At 65.1% G+C, this 16,255-nt stretch carries 18 protein-coding genes and 1 tRNA gene; 14 read left to right on the top strand and 5 right to left on the bottom strand.

The window, feature by feature from the left end:
• Nucleotides 1–49 precede the first annotated feature (49 nt).
• Both cutA and L8951_RS01370 read right to left on the bottom strand, forming a co-directional pair.
• Nucleotides 50–397: a divalent-cation tolerance protein CutA gene (gene cutA, locus L8951_RS01375; RefSeq protein WP_244381209.1), complete on the bottom strand. Its 348-nt coding sequence runs from the start codon at nucleotides 395–397 to the stop codon at nucleotides 50–52.
• Entirely contained in the window at nucleotides 394–1,440 is a 1,047-nt protein-coding gene (locus L8951_RS01370) for a COX15/CtaA family protein (RefSeq protein WP_244381208.1), read from the bottom strand. The genes cutA and L8951_RS01370 overlap by 4 nt, the downstream gene beginning before the upstream one ends.
• Before the next feature lie 131 nt (nucleotides 1,441–1,571).
• Between L8951_RS01370 and L8951_RS01365 the strand changes: the two genes are divergently transcribed.
• The 14 genes from L8951_RS01365 to L8951_RS01300 all read left to right on the top strand — a co-directional run bounded on the left by L8951_RS01365 (nucleotide 1,572) and on the right by L8951_RS01300 (nucleotide 14,053).
• Nucleotides 1,572–1,940: a MerC domain-containing protein gene (locus tag L8951_RS01365; protein ID WP_244381207.1), complete on the top strand. Its 369-nt coding sequence runs from the start codon at nucleotides 1,572–1,574 to the stop codon at nucleotides 1,938–1,940.
• A 72-nt stretch (nucleotides 1,941–2,012) separates the two neighbouring features.
• Entirely contained in the window at nucleotides 2,013–2,480 is a 468-nt protein-coding gene (locus L8951_RS01360; protein WP_244381206.1) for a Fur family transcriptional regulator, read from the top strand.
• A gap of 82 nt (nucleotides 2,481–2,562) precedes the next feature.
• Nucleotides 2,563–4,485 carry a 1-deoxy-D-xylulose-5-phosphate synthase gene (gene dxs, locus L8951_RS01355; protein WP_244381205.1) on the top strand — a complete coding sequence of 641 codons (1,923 nt, stop codon included), beginning with the start codon at nucleotides 2,563–2,565 and terminating at the stop codon, nucleotides 4,483–4,485.
• Nucleotides 4,482–4,865, top strand: a complete 384-nt coding sequence (locus L8951_RS01350) for a diacylglycerol kinase (protein ID WP_341848502.1) — start codon at nucleotides 4,482–4,484, stop codon at nucleotides 4,863–4,865. The genes dxs and L8951_RS01350 overlap by 4 nt, the downstream gene beginning before the upstream one ends.
• A gap of 13 nt (nucleotides 4,866–4,878) precedes the next feature.
• Nucleotides 4,879–5,478: a hypothetical protein gene (locus tag L8951_RS01345; protein WP_244381204.1), complete on the top strand. Its 600-nt coding sequence runs from the start codon at nucleotides 4,879–4,881 to the stop codon at nucleotides 5,476–5,478.
• 40 nt (nucleotides 5,479–5,518) lie between these two features.
• Nucleotides 5,519–6,259, top strand: coding sequence for a TlyA family RNA methyltransferase (locus L8951_RS01340; protein WP_244381203.1), 741 nt, complete (start codon nucleotides 5,519–5,521; stop codon nucleotides 6,257–6,259).
• Entirely contained in the window at nucleotides 6,256–6,765 is a 510-nt protein-coding gene (locus tag L8951_RS01335) for a TspO/MBR family protein (RefSeq protein ID WP_244381202.1), read from the top strand. Before L8951_RS01340 ends, L8951_RS01335 begins: the two co-directional genes overlap by 4 nt.
• A gap of 16 nt (nucleotides 6,766–6,781) precedes the next feature.
• The gene (locus tag L8951_RS01330) at nucleotides 6,782–7,072 is read left to right on the top strand and encodes an accessory factor UbiK family protein (RefSeq protein ID WP_244381201.1); all 291 of its coding nucleotides are present in this window, start codon (nucleotides 6,782–6,784) and stop codon (nucleotides 7,070–7,072) included.
• Nucleotides 7,073–7,074: 2 nt separating this feature from the next.
• Nucleotides 7,075–7,581, top strand: coding sequence for a type III secretion system chaperone family protein (locus L8951_RS01325; RefSeq protein ID WP_407696385.1), 507 nt, complete (start codon nucleotides 7,075–7,077; stop codon nucleotides 7,579–7,581).
• On the top strand, nucleotides 7,578–8,393 hold the full coding sequence (locus L8951_RS01320) for a pyrroline-5-carboxylate reductase family protein (protein ID WP_244381200.1): 816 nt from the start codon (nucleotides 7,578–7,580) through the stop codon (nucleotides 8,391–8,393). The genes L8951_RS01325 and L8951_RS01320 overlap by 4 nt, the downstream gene beginning before the upstream one ends.
• Before the next feature lie 64 nt (nucleotides 8,394–8,457).
• Nucleotides 8,458–9,330 (top strand): branched-chain amino acid aminotransferase, encoded by an 873-nt coding sequence (locus L8951_RS01315; RefSeq protein ID WP_244381199.1) that lies wholly within the window; start codon nucleotides 8,458–8,460, stop codon nucleotides 9,328–9,330.
• Nucleotides 9,331–9,467: 137 nt separating this feature from the next.
• The gene (locus L8951_RS01310) at nucleotides 9,468–11,819 is read left to right on the top strand and encodes a putative bifunctional diguanylate cyclase/phosphodiesterase (RefSeq protein ID WP_244381198.1); all 2,352 of its coding nucleotides are present in this window, start codon (nucleotides 9,468–9,470) and stop codon (nucleotides 11,817–11,819) included.
• Between the two features lie 67 nt (nucleotides 11,820–11,886).
• Nucleotides 11,887–11,961: transfer RNA gene (locus L8951_RS01305), tRNA-Gln, on the top strand.
• A gap of 103 nt (nucleotides 11,962–12,064) precedes the next feature.
• Nucleotides 12,065–14,053 (top strand): tyrosine-type recombinase/integrase, encoded by a 1,989-nt coding sequence (locus L8951_RS01300; protein WP_244381197.1) that lies wholly within the window; start codon nucleotides 12,065–12,067, stop codon nucleotides 14,051–14,053.
• A 139-nt stretch (nucleotides 14,054–14,192) separates the two neighbouring features.
• Here the strand turns inward: L8951_RS01300 and L8951_RS01295 are convergent, their stop codons facing one another.
• From L8951_RS01295 to L8951_RS01285, 3 genes are read right to left on the bottom strand one after another with little or no spacing between them, the layout of a single operon-like run.
• Nucleotides 14,193–15,137 (bottom strand): ImmA/IrrE family metallo-endopeptidase, encoded by a 945-nt coding sequence (locus tag L8951_RS01295; protein ID WP_244381196.1) that lies wholly within the window; start codon nucleotides 15,135–15,137, stop codon nucleotides 14,193–14,195.
• A 25-nt stretch (nucleotides 15,138–15,162) separates the two neighbouring features.
• On the bottom strand, nucleotides 15,163–15,603 hold the full coding sequence (locus tag L8951_RS01290) for a helix-turn-helix domain-containing protein (RefSeq protein WP_244381195.1): 441 nt from the start codon (nucleotides 15,601–15,603) through the stop codon (nucleotides 15,163–15,165).
• Between the two features lie 32 nt (nucleotides 15,604–15,635).
• A complete protein-coding gene (locus L8951_RS01285) occupies nucleotides 15,636–16,250 on the bottom strand; it encodes a GNAT family N-acetyltransferase (RefSeq protein ID WP_244381194.1) in 615 nt (204 codons plus the stop codon).
• Nucleotides 16,251–16,255: the final 5 nt, after the last annotated feature.

Below are 16,255 nucleotides of genomic sequence, written 5' to 3'. Positions count from 1 at the left end.
GCGGTTGCTGGCGGGTATTATGATACCGCCCCGCGTTGCGGGCGACCACTCAGGCGATCGAAACGTCGCCGCGCGGCCCCGAATTCTCGACAAGCCAGTCGTGATAGTCGCCCGGAAGCTTGGCGATCGGCCAGACGGTGATCGCGGGCACAGAGAAGCCGTGCAGGTCCTTCACCCGGGCGATGAGCGCGTCGGTGCAGTCCATGGTGGTCTTGGCGATCACCGGGAATTCGGCGCCGGTCTCGATCTGGCCTTCCCAGCGATAGATCGACTTGGCCTGGCCGAGGATGTTGCAGCAGGCGGCGTGGCGTTCCTCGACGAGGGTGCGGGCGATTTCCTGCGCTTCGCCGAGCGAGGAGCACATGATGAAGACGCTGACCGCCTGCTTGTCGCTCATCGGGCCCTCCCGAGCACATGCGCGCCCCAGGCGAGGCTGGCGACGACCAGCGCGCCGACCGCCTGGTGGAGGACGGCGAGCGTGATGTTCATGCCGCTCATCACGGTGGCGATGCCGAGCAGGATCTGCGTGCCGATGGTGGCGTGGAGCGCGATTCCGGCGCGGCGGTCGAGCGGTTTGACGCGGATCGCGAGCATGATGATCGCGGCGGCGGCAATAAAGGCGAACCAGCGGTGCATCCAGTGGATGAGGAAGGGGTCGTTGGTGAGCGTCGACCACGCGCCCCCCGACCAGTCGACCGCGCCCGCGGGATAGGCCTTGTCGGCCATCAGCGGCCATTCGGTGGTGATGTAGCCCGCGTTCAACCCCGCGACCCAGGCGCCGAGCAGCAGCTGCACGAAGAGGATCAGCGACACCGGGAGCGCGAAGCTGCGCATCGTCGCGGGCGTCAGGTTGCCGCGCGCATGCTGGCGCAGGTCGAGCGCGGTCCAGATCAGCCCGGCGAGGATGAACAGCGCGGTGAGGAGGTGCGCGGCGAGGCGGAAGTGCGACACGTCGGTCCGCCCGACCAGCCCCGACTGCACCATGTACCAGCCGAGCGCGCCCTGGCTGGCGCCCAGCAGGAAGAGCGCGACGAGGCGCGGCTTGTAGCCCTCGGGGATCGCCTTCTTCACCCAGAACCAGGCGAGCGGGAGGAAAAAGGCGAGCCCGACCATGCGCGCGAGGAAGCGGTGGAACCACTCCCAGAAATAGATCAGCTTGAACTGCGCGAGGTCCATCCCGGCGGGGCCGTTGACCTCGATATATTCGGTCGTCTGGCGATAGAGCGCGAACTCGCTCTCCCATTGTGCCGTCGAGAGCGGGGGCAGAGTGCCGGTGACGAGATCCCAGCGCGTGATCGACAGCCCGCTTTCGGTCAGCCGGGTGATGCCGCCGACGACGACCATGACGAAGACGAACCCGGCCACGGCGAAGAGCCAGTTGGCGAGCGCGAGCGGCCGCGCGGTAACCGGGGACGCGGCGACGGGGCGATCCATGTTCATGGCGCGGGGCTATGCCGCGATCGGCGTGCTTTGGGAAGGGGCACCAAGGGCTTAGGGGCCCGCCGCGGAAAAATCACCGTGGATGCGATGTGATATTGTCACGTGGGCGCGATGCCCCTATATGCCGCCGCATGAACGCGATCCTGCGCCAATCCGCTGCCCTCGACCGGCTGGCCATCGGCCTGTCGGGGCTGTGCCTCGTCCACTGCATGGCGACCGCCGTGCTGGTGGCGACGCTGGCGAGCGCGGGCGGGTTGCTCGGCGCCGAGGTGGTGCACGAGGCGGGGCTGGGAATCGCGATGCTGCTCGGCGCGCTGTCGCTCGGCCGCGGGGTGCGCGCGCATGGCTACATGATGCCGAGCGCGGTCGGCGGGCTCGGGCTCGGGGTCATGGGGGGCGCGCTGACGCTGCCCCACGACGGCAGCGAACTGGTCGCCACGATGGTCGGGGTCGGGCTGCTCGCGCTGGGGCACCGGCTCAACGCGATGGCGAACGACTAGCTGGCGCATCGGCACGCCGAGCGCACCGCCGGATTGCTTGTCTGGCCCCGGCGCGGCGCCTATAAAGACGCTATGGCCGAGCCCAACCACCACCATCACGCCCACCAGGGCGAGGCGCTGCGCGATGCCGCGCGCGCCCAGATGCTCGAGCGCGGCGAGCAGTGGACCGACATGCGCGCCGCGGTGTTCGACGCGCTCGCCACCTTCGACCAGCCCGCCTCGGCCTATGACATCGCCGAGAAGGTCGGGGCCGCGCGGGGCAAGCGGGTGGCGGCCAACAGCGTCTATCGCATCCTCGACCTGTTCGTGAATGCCAACCTCGCGGCCCGGGTCGAGAGCGCCAACGCCTATGTCGCCAACGAGCATCCGGGCTGCCTGCACGACTGCATCTTCCTGATCTGCGATGCCTGCGGGAAGGCGACCCACCTCGACGACGATTCGATCGCGGGCGGGGTGCGCAGCGTGGCGCGCGACGCGGGCTTCTCGCCCAAGCGCCCGGTGATCGAGGTGCGCGGCACCTGCGGCGACTGCAACGACTGAGCGCGCCGCGCGCGCCGATCGGTCGCGCCATTGCAACCGAAGTGTGATGACACCGGGCACCGGGGGCGTTAGGGTCGGCGCCATGACGACACGCCCCGAGACGCCGCTGCTGGACCAGGTCCAGTTCCCCTCCGATATCCGCCAGCTCGACAAGAGCCAGTTGCGCCAGTTGTGCGACGAATTGCGCGCCGAGATGATCGATGCGGTCTCGACCACCGGCGGGCACCTCGGCGCGGGGCTCGGCGTCGTCGAACTGACGGTCGCGATCCATTATGTCTTCGACACGCCCGAGGACCGGCTGATCTGGGACGTCGGCCACCAATGCTATCCGCACAAGATCATCACCGGGCGGCGCGATCGCATCCGCACCATCCGGCAGGGCGGGGGGCTCTCGGGCTTCACCAAGCGCGCCGAGAGCGAATATGACCCGTTCGGCGCGGCGCACAGCTCGACCTCGATCTCGGCGGGGGTCGGGTTCGCCACCGCCAACAAGCTGGCGGGGCGGCCGGGGCGCGCGATCGCGGTGATCGGCGACGGCGCGATGAGCGCGGGGCTGGCCTATGAGGCGATGAACAATGCCGAGGGTGCGGGCAACCGCCTCGTCGTCATCCTCAACGACAACGACATGTCGATCGCCCCGCCCGTGGGCGGATTGTCGCATTACCTCGCGCGGCTGGTGTCGAGCGATGCCTATCTCAAGGTGCGCGACTTCTCCTCCAAGCTCATCCGCCGCGTCTCCAAGCGGGTCCACAAGACCGCCTCCAAGGCGGAGGAATATGCGCGCGGGATGGTGACCGGGGGCACGCTGTTCGAGGAACTGGGCTTCTATTACGTCGGCCCGGTCGACGGGCATGACATCGAGACGCTGGTCGACATCCTCGAGAATGTCCGCGACGCCGAGGAAGGGCCGATCCTCGTCCATGCGCGCACGGTCAAGGGCAAGGGCTACGAACCCGCCGAGGCCGCCGCCGACAAGTATCACGGGGTCGCCAAGTTCGACGTCGTCTCGGGCGAGCAGAAGAAGAGCTCGGGCGGGCCGCCGAGCTACACCAAGGTGTTCGCCAACGCGCTGATCGCCGAGGCCGAGCGCGACGACAAGATCGTCGGCATCACTGCGGCGATGCCCTCGGGCACCGGGATGGATGCCTTCGAGAAGGCTTTCCCCGAGCGGATGTTCGACGTCGGCATCGCCGAGCAGCACGCGGTCTGCTTCGCCGCCGGGCTCGCCGCGCAGGGGCACAAGCCCTTCTGCGCCATCTATTCGACCTTCCTCCAGCGCGCCTACGACCAGGTCGTCCACGACGTAGCGATCCAGAACCTCCCGGTGCGCTTCGCGATGGACCGCGCCGGGCTGGTCGGGGCCGACGGCTGCACCCATGCGGGTAGCTTCGATCTCGCCTATCTTTGCACGCTGCCCAATTTTGTCGTCATGGCCGCCTCCGACGAGGCCGAGCTGACGCACATGGTCCACACCATGGCGCATTATGATGAGGGGCCTATCGCGGTGCGCTATCCGCGCGGCGCGGGCACCGGGGTGGCGATCCCCGAGACACCGCAATTGCTCGAGATCGGCAAGGGACGGATCGTCAAGGAGGGCAAGACCGTCGCCATCCTCAACCTCGGCACCCGGCTCGAGGAATGCCGCAAGGCCGCCGACCAGCTCGAGGCGAGGGGGCTGAGCGTCACCATCGCCGACCTGCGCTTCGCCAAGCCGCTCGACGAAGCGCTGATCCGCGACCTGCTCTCGCGCCACGAGGTCGCGGTGACGATCGAAGAAGCCGCGGTCGGCGGGTTCGGCGCGCACGTGCTGACGATGGCCTCCGATGAGGGGCTGACCGACGCGGGCCTCAAGATCCGCACCATGCGGCTGCCCGACACGTTCCAGGACCAGGACGCCCCCGACAAGCAGTATGAGGAAGCCGGGCTCACCGCCCCCGACATCGTCGAGACGGTGCTCAAGGCGCTCAAGCGCAACGACGTGCGCGACGAAGGCGTGGTCGCCTGAACGACCTGCGGTTCAGCCTGCGCGGGCGGCTCAAGGCCTTCACCTTCGCGCTCGCGGGGCTCAGGACGCTCTGGCGCGAGGAACCGACCACGCGGTTCCACGCCGTCGGCAGCGTGGCCGCGCTGGTCGCGGCGCTCGCCGTCGGGCTCGAGCGGTGGGAGTGGTTCGCGACCCTCACGCTGATTGCCTTCATCTGGTTCGCCGAGGCGGTGAACACCGCGGTCGAGCGGCTCGCCGACGCGGTTACGCTCGAGCATCACCCGCTGATCGGCAAGGCCAAGGACGTGGCCAGCGCCGCGGTGGTGATCGCCAGCCTTGCCGCACTGGCGGGCGTGGTCATCGTCTTCGGGCCCCACGTCGCGGCGTTCCTCGGCGCCTGACCGACCGCGCACGATGAGCGAGCGCGAGCCGAGCGAACCGATCGTCCTCCAAGCCCGGACGCGGCGCCGCCATCCGCGCTGGCATTTGCCCGCGATGCTCGCGCAGGTGGTGCTCGCCGCCTGGCTCGCGGGGCTGCTCGGGCGCCCGCCGGTCAGCGGGCTGATCCTGTGGGGCTGGCTCGCCCTGCCGGTGGTCGTCATGGCCAGCCTCGCGCTACTGCTGCGCCCGAGCGGGCGCACGCTCGGGCTGCGGATCGACGGCGAGGGGATCGTCTATCCCGCCTACCACCCCGATCGCATCGACTGGCAGGCGGTCGAGGAAATCCGCACGCTGGGCGCGGGCGAGGGCGAGGCGGTGCTGTTCGACCTCCGTGACGCGCCGGCCGGCGGGGGCAGCCGCCCGGTCGGCATCAGCCGCGTCTTCGGCTTCGGCAATTTCGGGGTCCGCACCGACGACCTCGACTGCACGCTAGACGAGGTGGCGACCGCCGCGCAGCGCAATTTCCGCCTCGCCCAGCGCACCGGGCGCTTCAAGCCGCGCGAGGTCCGCCGCGATGCAGAAGGCCGGCGGCGCACCGTCGGCTTCGGCAAGGGGCGGGGACTGCGCCTCTGAAGGGTTTGACAGCAACCGCCACGGACGCAAGGGAAGAGCAATGGGGAAAATCCGCGCTGACCAGTTGCTCGTCGCCCGTGGCCTCGCCGAGAGCCGGACCAGGGCGCAGGCCTATATCCTCGCCGGCGACGTCTTTTCGGGCGAACGCAAGGTCGAGAAGGCGGGCGAGCAGTTGAAGGAGGATGCGCCGCTCGAGGTGCGCGGCAAGGAGCATCCGTGGGTCAGCCGCGGCGGGATCAAGCTCGACCATGGGCTCGACTATTTCGGCATCGAAGTCACGGGCATGACCGCGCTCGATGTCGGCTCCTCGACGGGCGGGTTCACCGACGTGCTGCTGACCCGCGGCGCGGCGAAGGTGTTCGCGGTCGACGTCGGCACCAACCAGCTGGCATGGAAGCTGCGCTGCGACGAGCGGGTGAGCGTGCACGAACAGACCAATGCACGTTCGCTCACCAGCGAGATCGTCACCGAGACGCCCGATATCGTCGTTTGCGATGCGAGTTTCATCGCGCTGCACAAGGTGCTCGACGCCGCGCTCGACCTCGCGAAGGGCGGGGGCTGGCTGGTCGCGCTCGTTAAGCCGCAGTTCGAGGCGGGCCGCGCCGAGGTCGGCAAGGGGGGGGTGGTGCGCAACCCTGCGGTGCACGCCCGCGTGTGCGACGAGGCGGCGGCATGGGTCGAAAGCAAGGGCTGGCGCGTACTGGGCATCGAGCAAAGCCCGATCACGGGCCCCGAGGGCAATGTCGAGTTCCTACTCGGCGCACGAAAGGATGGCGAATGAGCGCGACGAAGAGTGACAAGGGGATCTGGAAGCGGGCGCTGTGGCTGGTGCCGCTGGTGGTGATCGGGGGCAGCCTGTCGGGCGTCGGGTTCGGGCCCGACGCCTGGTATGCCGCGCTCGAGAAACCGAGCTTCCAGCCGCCCGCCTACCTATTCGGGATCGTCTGGCCCGCGCTCTACACGATGATCGCGCTGGCGCTCGCGACGGTGCTCAACGAACCGCGCACCCCGGCGCGCGATGCGGCGGTGGGGCTGTGGGGCATCCAGCTGCTGCTCAACTTCAGCTGGAGCTATGTCTTCTTCGGCGCGCATGCGATCGCCTTCGCCAAATGGCATCTCGCCGCGATCCTCGTCGTCGCCGCGCTCGCGGCGGGGCGTTTCTGGCGCATTCGCCCCCTAGCCGGATGGCTGATGGTGCCCTATCTCCTATGGCTGATCTTCGCCTTCATGCTCAACAGCGCGATCGTGGAGCTGAACCCCGGGGTCTCCGAGCCCCTGTTCGGATAGAAAGAGACGACAGCCGATGCAGAGCCAGAACAAGTTTTTCGACGATCTCGCCAAGGTAGTGAACGGCATGGCCGGCACCGTTGCCGGGATGGGCCGCGAGGCTGAGGCGGGGATGAAGGAGAAGCTGCGCGACCTCGTCGGCTCCGACGAGATGGTGAGCCGCGAGGAATTCGAGGCGGTCAAGGCGATGGCGATCAAGGCGCGCGAGGAAAATGAACTCCTGAAGGCGCGGCTCGACGCGATGGAGGCGAGCAAGGCGCCCACCAGGAAACCCGCTGCCAAGAAGAAGCCCGCCGCGAAGAAGTGACGATGATGGCCGAGGACCGCCAGATCACCCCCCGCGAGGAGGACGCGCCGGTCGAGATCTTCGAGGCCTATTTCAACGCGCGCGGCTGGGCCTGCGAACGCGTCGGCGAAGGCGAGGCGATCGCCAGCGCGAGCGGGTCCTGGTCGCAATATGAGCTGCGCGCGGTGTGGCGCGCCGACGACAGCGTACTCCAGTTTCTCGCCTTTCCCGACATCAAGGTCGTCACCGACAAGAAGGCGGCGATCTACGAGACCATCGGGCTGATCAACGAGCAGCTGTGGATGGGGCATTTCGAATATTGGCAGGGCCCCGGCGTGATCGCCTTTCGCCACGCCATCCTGGTAGACAATTCGGGCCAGCTGAGCCTCGAGGAGGCCGAGGGGGTGAGCGAGGCCGCGCTCGAGGAATGCGAACGCTTTTTCCCCGTCTTCCAGTTCGTGCTGTGGGGCGGCAAGTCGCCAAGCGAGGCGATCGAGGCGGCGCTGATCGACACGGCGGGCGAGGCATGAGCCTCGGCGGTTCGGGCAAGGCGATGCCGCCGGGCTGGTTCGTCGGCTGCGGCAACATGGGCGGGGCGATGGTCGCGGGCTGGGTCCGCGCCGGGCGCGACCTGTCGGCGCTGACCGCGATCTCGCCCTCGGGCCGCGAGGTGCCCGGGGTCAAGGTCGCGACCGAGCCCCCCGACGCGGCGCCCGAATGGGTGTGGCTCGGGCACAAGCCCTACCAGGTCGAGGACGTCGCCAGCTCGCTCGCCCCCAAGGTGGAGGGGGCGGTGATCCTCTCGATCCTCGGCGGGGTCGAATGCGCCAGCCTGCGGCGGCTGTTCCCGGGGGCGCGGGCGATCGTGCGCCTGATGCCCAATCTGCCCGTCAGCCATGGCGAGGGGGTGACAGGGCTCTATTCCGACGATGCCGACGAGACGCTCCGCGCCGAAATTTCCGACGTCATCGCCGACCTCGGCCTGGCCCCCTGGGGCGAGCAGGAAGACGACATCACCGCGATCAGCACGGTCGCGGGGTCGGGGCCGGCCTATGTCGCTCGCTTCATCACCGCGCTCGCCAAGCAGGCCGAGGCGCTCGGGCTCGACGCTGCGACGGCGCAGGCGATCGCGCTGCAGACGGTCGCGGGCACCGGGCTGATGGCGCGCAGCACTGGCGAGGGGATGCGCGGGCTGGCCGTGCGCGTGGCCAGCCCCGGCGGCTCGACGCAGGCGGGGCTCGACGTGCTCGACGCGGCGGGCGGCGTGGAGGAGCTGATCGCGCGCACCGTGGCGGCGGCGCGACGCCGGACCGAGGAAATGGCGGCCGAAGCAAGGGGCTAGCGGCTGCGCGGTTGACCAAAATGCGTTCGCTATCCTAGGCGGTCGGCCAAGGAGAGAATGTTCCATGGTTCAGCCCTATAACGATCGCGACGGTTTCATCTGGATGGACGGGGGCCTGCGCCCGTGGCGCAAGGCCGAGGTCCATATCCTCACCCATGCGCTGCACTATGGCTCGAGCGTGTTCGAGGGGCAGCGCGCCTATGGCGGCAAGATCTTCAAGCTGACCGAACATTCCGAGCGGCTACACAAGTCGACCCAGATCCTCGGCTTCACGCTTCCGTGGAGCGTCGCCGAGATCGACGCCGCCTGCGAGGAAGTGCTGAAGGCCAACGACCTCACCGACGCCTATGTCCGCCCGGTCGCGTGGCGCGGCTCGGAGCAGATGGGGGTGAGCGCGCAGCAAACCAAGCCGCACCTCGCCATCGCCGCGTGGCAATGGGGCAAGTATTTTGACGAGAAGAAGGCCAACGAGGGCATCCGCCTTGACATCGCGCCCTATCGCCGTCCCGCGCCGCACACCGCGCCCGTCCACGCCAAGGCGGCGGGGCTCTACATGATCTGCACCATCTCCAAGCACGAGGCCGAGGCCAAGGGCTATGACGATGCGATGATGTTCGACTGGGAAGGCCGCGTCGCCGAGGCCACCGGTGCCAATATCTTCTTCATCAAGGATGGCGCGATCCACACCCCGATCGCCGACGTCTTCCTCAACGGCATTACCCGTCGCACCGTGATCGACCTGGCGAAAAGGCGCGGGGTCGAGGTGATCGAACGGCGCATCTGGCCTGAGGAACTGGGCGGGTTCGAGCAGTGCTTCCTGACCGGCAGCGCGGCCGAGGTCACCTTCGTCAAGGAAATCGGTCCGTGGCGGTTCACCCCCGGCGAGCTCAGCCGGCAGCTGCGCGGCGACTATGACGACCTCGTCCACGGGCGCTGAATAATTACCAAATAAATCCAGTAACTTGCGATTGTAACCAAATGTTGATAGGGCGCAGCCGATAAGACATAGGTCGCGTATCTAGCAACAGGTGGTCGGGCGCAGTGGGTGGGAAGACAAAGGGCAGCGAAGGGGCGGTGTCGCGTCGCGGCTCGCCGTCGCACGCCCCGCATCTGCCCCCCTCGTCCTTCTCCTTCGGCGACCTGCTCAAGGTTGATAGCGGACGCCAGGCGCTGATCCGCGCCGTACGCTGGCGGCAGGTCAACCAGTTCACTCGCATCAGCCCCAAGGTCATCATGGGCAACCTGTTCATGGCGGCGGTTCAGGCCACCGTTATGGCGCCCTATGTCTCGGCGCTCGAACTGAGCATGTGGCTGGGGACCTGTACCATTCTGTGCGGGCTATTCGCGATGCGCCACCACCGGCTCAACCACGACGCCGACTATCGCGCCCGGCAGCCCGCCACCTTCGCCTCAGCCACGCTGGGGACGGTCGCGACCACCGTCCTGTGGTGGGCAGTGCCCTTGCTCTGGTTCGGCGAGCTGCCGCCCTCGCAGCAGCTGGTGATCGCGGGCATGGGGGTGATCCTGATGAGCACTGGCGCCTTCATGCTGGTCTACGTGCCCCCGGCCGCAGTGGCCTATACCGTGCTGATGTCAGTCGGGGGCTTCATGATTGCGGCCCAGCATGGCAGCCCCGCGCTCGCCGCGCTCGTCCTCTTCTATTGCATGGCGCTGGTGCTGGCCTCGCTGGTGATCGGGCGCGAATTGTTCGTCCAGACCCGCAGCCAGATGGAATTGTCCGAGATGGGCGAGCTGGTCGAGCTGCTGCGCGAACTCGACGCGCCCGGCTCGGGCGGGCTGTGGGAGCTCGACGCCGATCTCAATTTCACCAAGATGAGCCAGGCGCTGACCGCTGCGATCGATCTGTCCGCTGAGAAGGTCCGCGGCCGGTCGGTATTCAAGATGATTGATCCCGACGGGCGCTATCGCAACATGAGCTCGGGCGTGCGCCAGCTCTTCAGCTATTTTCGCGAGGAGCTGCCCTTTCGCGACGTCGTCGTGCCGCAGGTGTTCACCGACCGCTGGTGGTCCCTGTCGGGGCGCCCGCATTATGACGACGACGGCAAGCTCATCGGCTGGAAGGGGGTCGCCTCTGACGTCACCGAATCTCGCACAGCCAATGCCGACGCGCTGGGCGCGGCGCGCTCGGACCCGCTCACCGGTATCGCCAATCGCCTGCTGATCCGCGAGCTGCTCGAACAGGCGCTACTCGGGCAGATGAACAGCCATGGCGGCTGCGCGCTGCTGCTGGTCGATCTCGACCGATTCAAGCTGGTCAACGACACGCTCGGTCATGCCATCGGGGACAAGCTGCTGTGCGCGATCGCCGAACGGCTGGCGCATGTCGTCGGGGATGGTGGCCATGTCGGGCGGCTGGGGGGCGATGAATTCGCGATCATCTGGCACGGCGACATCGACCGCTATTCGCTTTCGGGGCTAGCCGAGCGCGTCGTCGCCGAGGTCAGCCGCGGGGTCACCATCGGCGCGGCCAACATCAATGTCGGCGCGACTATCGGCATCGCGATCGGCCCCGACGACGGCAATCGCGAGGATCGGATGATGCGCTCGGCCGACCTTGCGCTCTACAGCGCCAAGCGCTCGGGGCGCGGCGGCTATGCCTTCTACGATCGCGCCATGCTTGAGGCGGCGGAAGACCACCGGCTGCTCGAGAACGACGTGCGCGAGGCGCTTAAGAACGACGACATGCGGCTCGCCTATCAGCCGATCGTCGATGCGCGCACTGGCAAGATGGTGGGACGCGAGGCGCTCCTGCGTTGGCGCCACCCGACGCGCGGCGAAATCGCGCCCGACCGCTTCATCCCGATCATCGAGGATTCCGGGCTCATCCACCAGATCGGCGACTGGGTGATCCGCGAGGCCTGCAACGAGGCCGCCAACTGGGACGACCAGGTCCGGGTCGCGGTCAACGTCTCGGCGGCGCAACTTAGCGGGGCGGGGCTGGCCAAGACGGTCGTCAACGCGCTGGCGTTGTCGGGGCTGCACCCACACCGGCTCGAGCTCGAGGTTACCGAGAGCATCTTCCTCGGCGATGATCCAGACACGCTCGCCTCGATCGAGCGGTTGCGCGGGCTCGGCGTGCGGATGGTGCTCGACGATTTCGGCAAGGGCTACTCCTCGTTCGGCTACCTCAGCCGCGCGCATTTCTCCAAGGTCAAGATCGACGCGAGCTTTGTGCGCGCGGCGGCGGCGGGCGACCAGCAGTGCGTGGCCATCGTCAACGCGATCCTCGCGCTCGCTACCGGGCTAGGGATCGAGACCACCGCGGAGGGGGTCGAGACCACCGCGCAGGCCGATGTCATGCGCGAGTTGGGGGTCGGCAGCCTGCAGGGCTTCCTGTTTGGGCGCCCCGAGATCCTCGGGGTTAATGTGGTCGACATGGCGCAGCACCGCCGCGACATCGCCTGATCCCCGCGCGTTTGTTCACGCGCCCCTTTTCAATCGCGTCCCACGCGCTATAAGCGCGCCCGGCTCATGGGGTGTAGCCAAGTGGTAAGGCAGCGGTTTTTGGTACCGCCATGCGCAGGTTCGAATCCTGCCACCCCAGCCATTTTTCAAACAAGTCGTTGAAACATCTGGAAAAGCCCCACCGGCCGGTGAGGAGTGTGCCCCAGGTTGTGCCCCTCACTGTGCCCCTACCTTGGGCCAGACCAATGACGACACTCCCCAACATCTATCTTCGCGGCCGAATTTTCTGGTGGCGCAGAAAAATTTCAACTTCCGCTTTTCGACCCCTCGATCTGCGTATATCCTTGAGAACATATCAAAAACAGGAGGCGGTCTGCCGGGGGGCTTTTCTGACCGCGTCCACGGGGGAAGTGCAGCTGATGCTCGAACAGAGGATCCGTGCGGCAGACGCGCGGCTAACGGAAAGCGAGGTCCAGGCGATCGCGCGCCAGGCCTATGACGAACTTCTGGGACGGTTCTGCGAACAGCAAAGATGCTCGCCGCAGCTCGTCGATACGCATGCGATCGCGAACCGTGCCTTTGCCGACCATTATGAGCGCTGCCGTGAGCGCGGTGGCCCGGCGCCGCTGACCGACGCCGAGCGCGAGGTATTGGTGGCGAAGTGGGGCGTTCGCCGCGTGCAAGAACTCGAGGCGGTGATTGCGCTCGAAGAGCAGGGACATGTGTTCATCAAGCCCCGCTTCATCGACGCGCGCCTTCGCGACATGGGCATCGAGCCGCATGACGGTCACCGACGACAGGTCACGGCGGCGATGTATGAGCCCTATCGCGATGCCTGTCAGGATGCAGACGCCATTATGCGCGGATACCCACCGCGGTCACGCTATGCGCAGCAGCCGGTGTATCCGCCGGTTTGGCCGTCACCGGTGCAGCCGGTTTGGCAGACTCCGACGTCACCGGAGCCTGTCAGTCCTTCTGCGTCCCCCGCACAAGCTGCATCAGACGCCGAGGCAGTCGATACCTCCCCAGACCTATATGAAATCGCTCAGCGAGCCGCGGAGGCGAAAATCGCCGATGGGGAATGGTCCCCGAAGACGGGGCGCCAACGCCGAACGCTGGCGAAGCTCTTCACGCTGTTGATGGGGGAGCTTCCCGTCTCCTCGATTACGCAGCAGCATATGGCGACCTTCATGAAGAAGCGCCGCTTCATCAATCGCAAGCTCAGCCCTCGAAACGAGAAGGAGGCGAAGATTATCCTCGAGCTCGTCGAAGCTGGCGAGCGGTCGAACGAGTCAATCGAGAACGCACCGAGCGCGACCACCATCAATCGTGACGTCACCGGGCTGAGCACGCTCTTCGAGTGGGCTGAAGGGCAGGGCTATTCGATCGATGCGGGGCTGAAGTTAAAAAGGCTTCGCATCAAGAAAGGCGCGCGTGCCAAGCGAGCGCGCGATGAACGTCCGCCGACCAGCGTGGAGGATCTCGAAAAACTGTTCGCGCTTCCCACCTTTACGGGTTCGCTCAAGCACAACGGGGGGAAGGGGGCGGTCGTCCTCAAGAAGCGCTTCACACCGGGCAAGACCATTGTTCACGACGCCTTCTACTGGTGTCCGATCATGATCCATTATCTCGGGTGCCGGCGCGAGGAGATTTGCAAGCTCTGTGCATGCGATTTCGTCCTGGATGCGCGGATCCCCTACGTGCATATCCGCGAAAATCACAACGGGAAGATCAAGACAGCGGCCTCCGACCGGCGACTTCCTCTACACCCCGAGCTCATTAGGCTTGGCCTCGTCGACTATGTCCGCGAGATCGCCAAGCGCGATTGCAAAGCACTCTTCCCCGAGCTTCGACCGACCAATTCCTCCGAGAGCTTGGGAGATCAGTTCTATGATCTAGCCTGGTCGCACATGCGCAAGCGAGGCGGCTTATCGCCGGAGAGCGATATCCACGGCTTCCGGCACGGCTTCAACGCAAAGCTGCGACGTGAACGGGTCAGTAAGGAAGAGCGCGCTGACATGATGGGTCATGCCGGAGAAGGCGAGACCGATGAGCGCTATACGCTCGCGACGAGGTTGGAGGAGATGTTGGAGAACATAGAGCATCTTCCAAATCTGACGGCACATCTAAAGCCGGCGCCGCTTAACATGCCGATCTTTCGTGGAGTGGTCCCCGACGTCGAATGCGAGCAAACCGACCCCAATGGTCGCTGGTTGGGGGGGGCGTCCGCTTAGCGCCCGATATCGGACATTCGCTCTCGACGGCGCGGATGCTGATAACGGACTATTTATGCCCTCTAGTTCTTAGCTGCTGGGATGTGGTCCGCGCACTTGCAGACGAACCGGTAGTGAACAGGATCCCTTGCTCGACCGACTAGAAAATCGAAGCCGATCCGCAGATCTTAATGGGTTCCGGCTTCAGATATGAGCCAAGCGTAAGAGCGTCATAACGGTTGAAGAAGGTTTCGAAGAAAAAGCGGTGCTGAGCGCCATTGTCATCAGTCAGAATTAGCTCACTCTCTCCGAGCGGGCCGCCTCCCTGAGAGCCACAATAGCTGGCTATGGTTCGAAATACTTCAACCTCCGATTGACGGCTGAACTGGTCAGCAAATGCGGGCGACTGAATAAAATGTCGGCAAGGCTTTGCTGGATCAAAATTCGCTGGACGCCTTGATTGATGTGGGTGGGCGCTAATCATCCCGACCATCGGTACTTCCCGGCCACGAAGCTCAACGAACCGGTACAGCGTAGTCGAAAACGTATTGCCAAACGTGCCCTTGAGCTCCTTCACATTGTCGAGCGTTGGTGCGAGGTCCAAGGCTTCGTTGGCGAAGCGACCCTGAAGGAACAGCAGCTGACCGGCCGCGTAGTTGGCTTCCGTTTCGATCTGATCGTGGCAATCATGAGACAAGGTAAAGCCATTGTCGCCAAGCATGACGTCATGGTGCCACGGCAGCAAACTATGGCCAATTTCGTGACCCTCGTTCCATCGATGCTTCAACTTAGGCTCGTTTTCATCGAGCAGGATCCGGCGTTGGTCTGGTAGGTAGAGTGCCTTTAGCGACATCTTCCGAATAGCTTCGAGGAGGAGCTTAGGCCGCTCGTAGATTTGGACTGTTGCGACCTTTATTCGACTGACAGTCTCTCGAACCGCACCTGTGTCGTCAGCTGTGTAGAATTGTCTATCTAGCCGCAGAAGCTGGCGAACATCGGACAACTCCAAAGGGGGCTCCGGGTTACCAAGGCCATCCAACACCTTCGCAACCCGGCGGTCGATATCTGCTGTAGTTCTTTCCGAGAGAATTCGGTTCTTTGCCAATCATGCCCCCTTTGGCGAGTGTCTATCATTTGTCCAAACTTAGTTGCGCAACGAAATCCTCTAAAGCCGCGCGTTCTTCATCTGTCAGGTCCGCCATAGGGTCAGAGCGTGCGGCAAATCGTTCCATGTGACGCTCAAGATTGTCGTTGCGAGCCTTGGCCAGGCCGGCAACATGCATGAGCTTTGCGCTGGGGAGCTTGAACACGCGTGATAGCTGATAGACGGAGCGGATATCCGGCTTATGCCTTACATCGTCCTCGATCTCGATAAGCTCTTTAATGTCGATATCTGCTTGCTCGGCGAGCTGCTCACGCGACATCCTTCGCGAACGACGCATGAGTCGCACAAAGCGGCCGAATGCAACATTGGCCTCATCTGCATCAGCCACAGCAGGCGCTTCCTCAAAAACGGGGTCAAGCGCTAACGCGCCTGCAGCGATCGAAGCGTTGCCCTCGAGCTCTGCCATTCTAAGGCACCACTCCATGGTCATATGAGTGCTCATCGATTATTTCCTTTCGCGATGAACGCTTCTGCTTGTGCAGCCGTCATCTCATAATATCGTAATCCCTGTTTTGTGTCGTCGCGTCCGAGGTCACTCATGCCACAGGTAGCGCTGTAGAAAGGCTCAGCCTGCGGAAGAGCGTGTAGGCCGATACGGCCCTTGAATTCTTCGGCGATACTGCGTTCAATCGCGGCGCCTACCAGAATGCTGCCGATGCCACGGTAACGGGGCACCTGTTCTAGCTCCGGCCTATTCCAAGGCGCGCTCTCGACATAGTCAATGTAGACCAAGTTTCGCTTCTCGTTTTCGGGCAAACGACAGCGATAACTGCTCGTATCGATCAACATCAGCCCCTCAGTCATGCCTTGGCAGGTCAGGCAATAGCCGTCATGCGAAAGCAATCCTTGCAGCTTCTCAACTTTTTGACGCCAATCCCAATGCTTATTCTCGGTGCCAGGCCACTCGGTCGGCGGCTTACCCGCGCGATTGAATTCACGAAAGCGGTCATAGAGGGCCGGCTTCCACTCGCCTTCTACATCAGTCAATTGCTTCTCGGTGATTGACGACAGCAGCTCGGCCTCGCGAGGCTCTCCTGTTGCGGTATCAAGCAACGTTA

The organism is Sphingomicrobium astaxanthinifaciens (genome assembly GCF_022865105.1).
GTDB lineage: Bacteria > Pseudomonadota > Alphaproteobacteria > Sphingomonadales > Sphingomonadaceae > Sphingomicrobium > Sphingomicrobium astaxanthinifaciens.
Note: the sequence above shows the minus strand (reverse complement) of the source record. Positions and strands in the feature narration are given on the sequence as shown.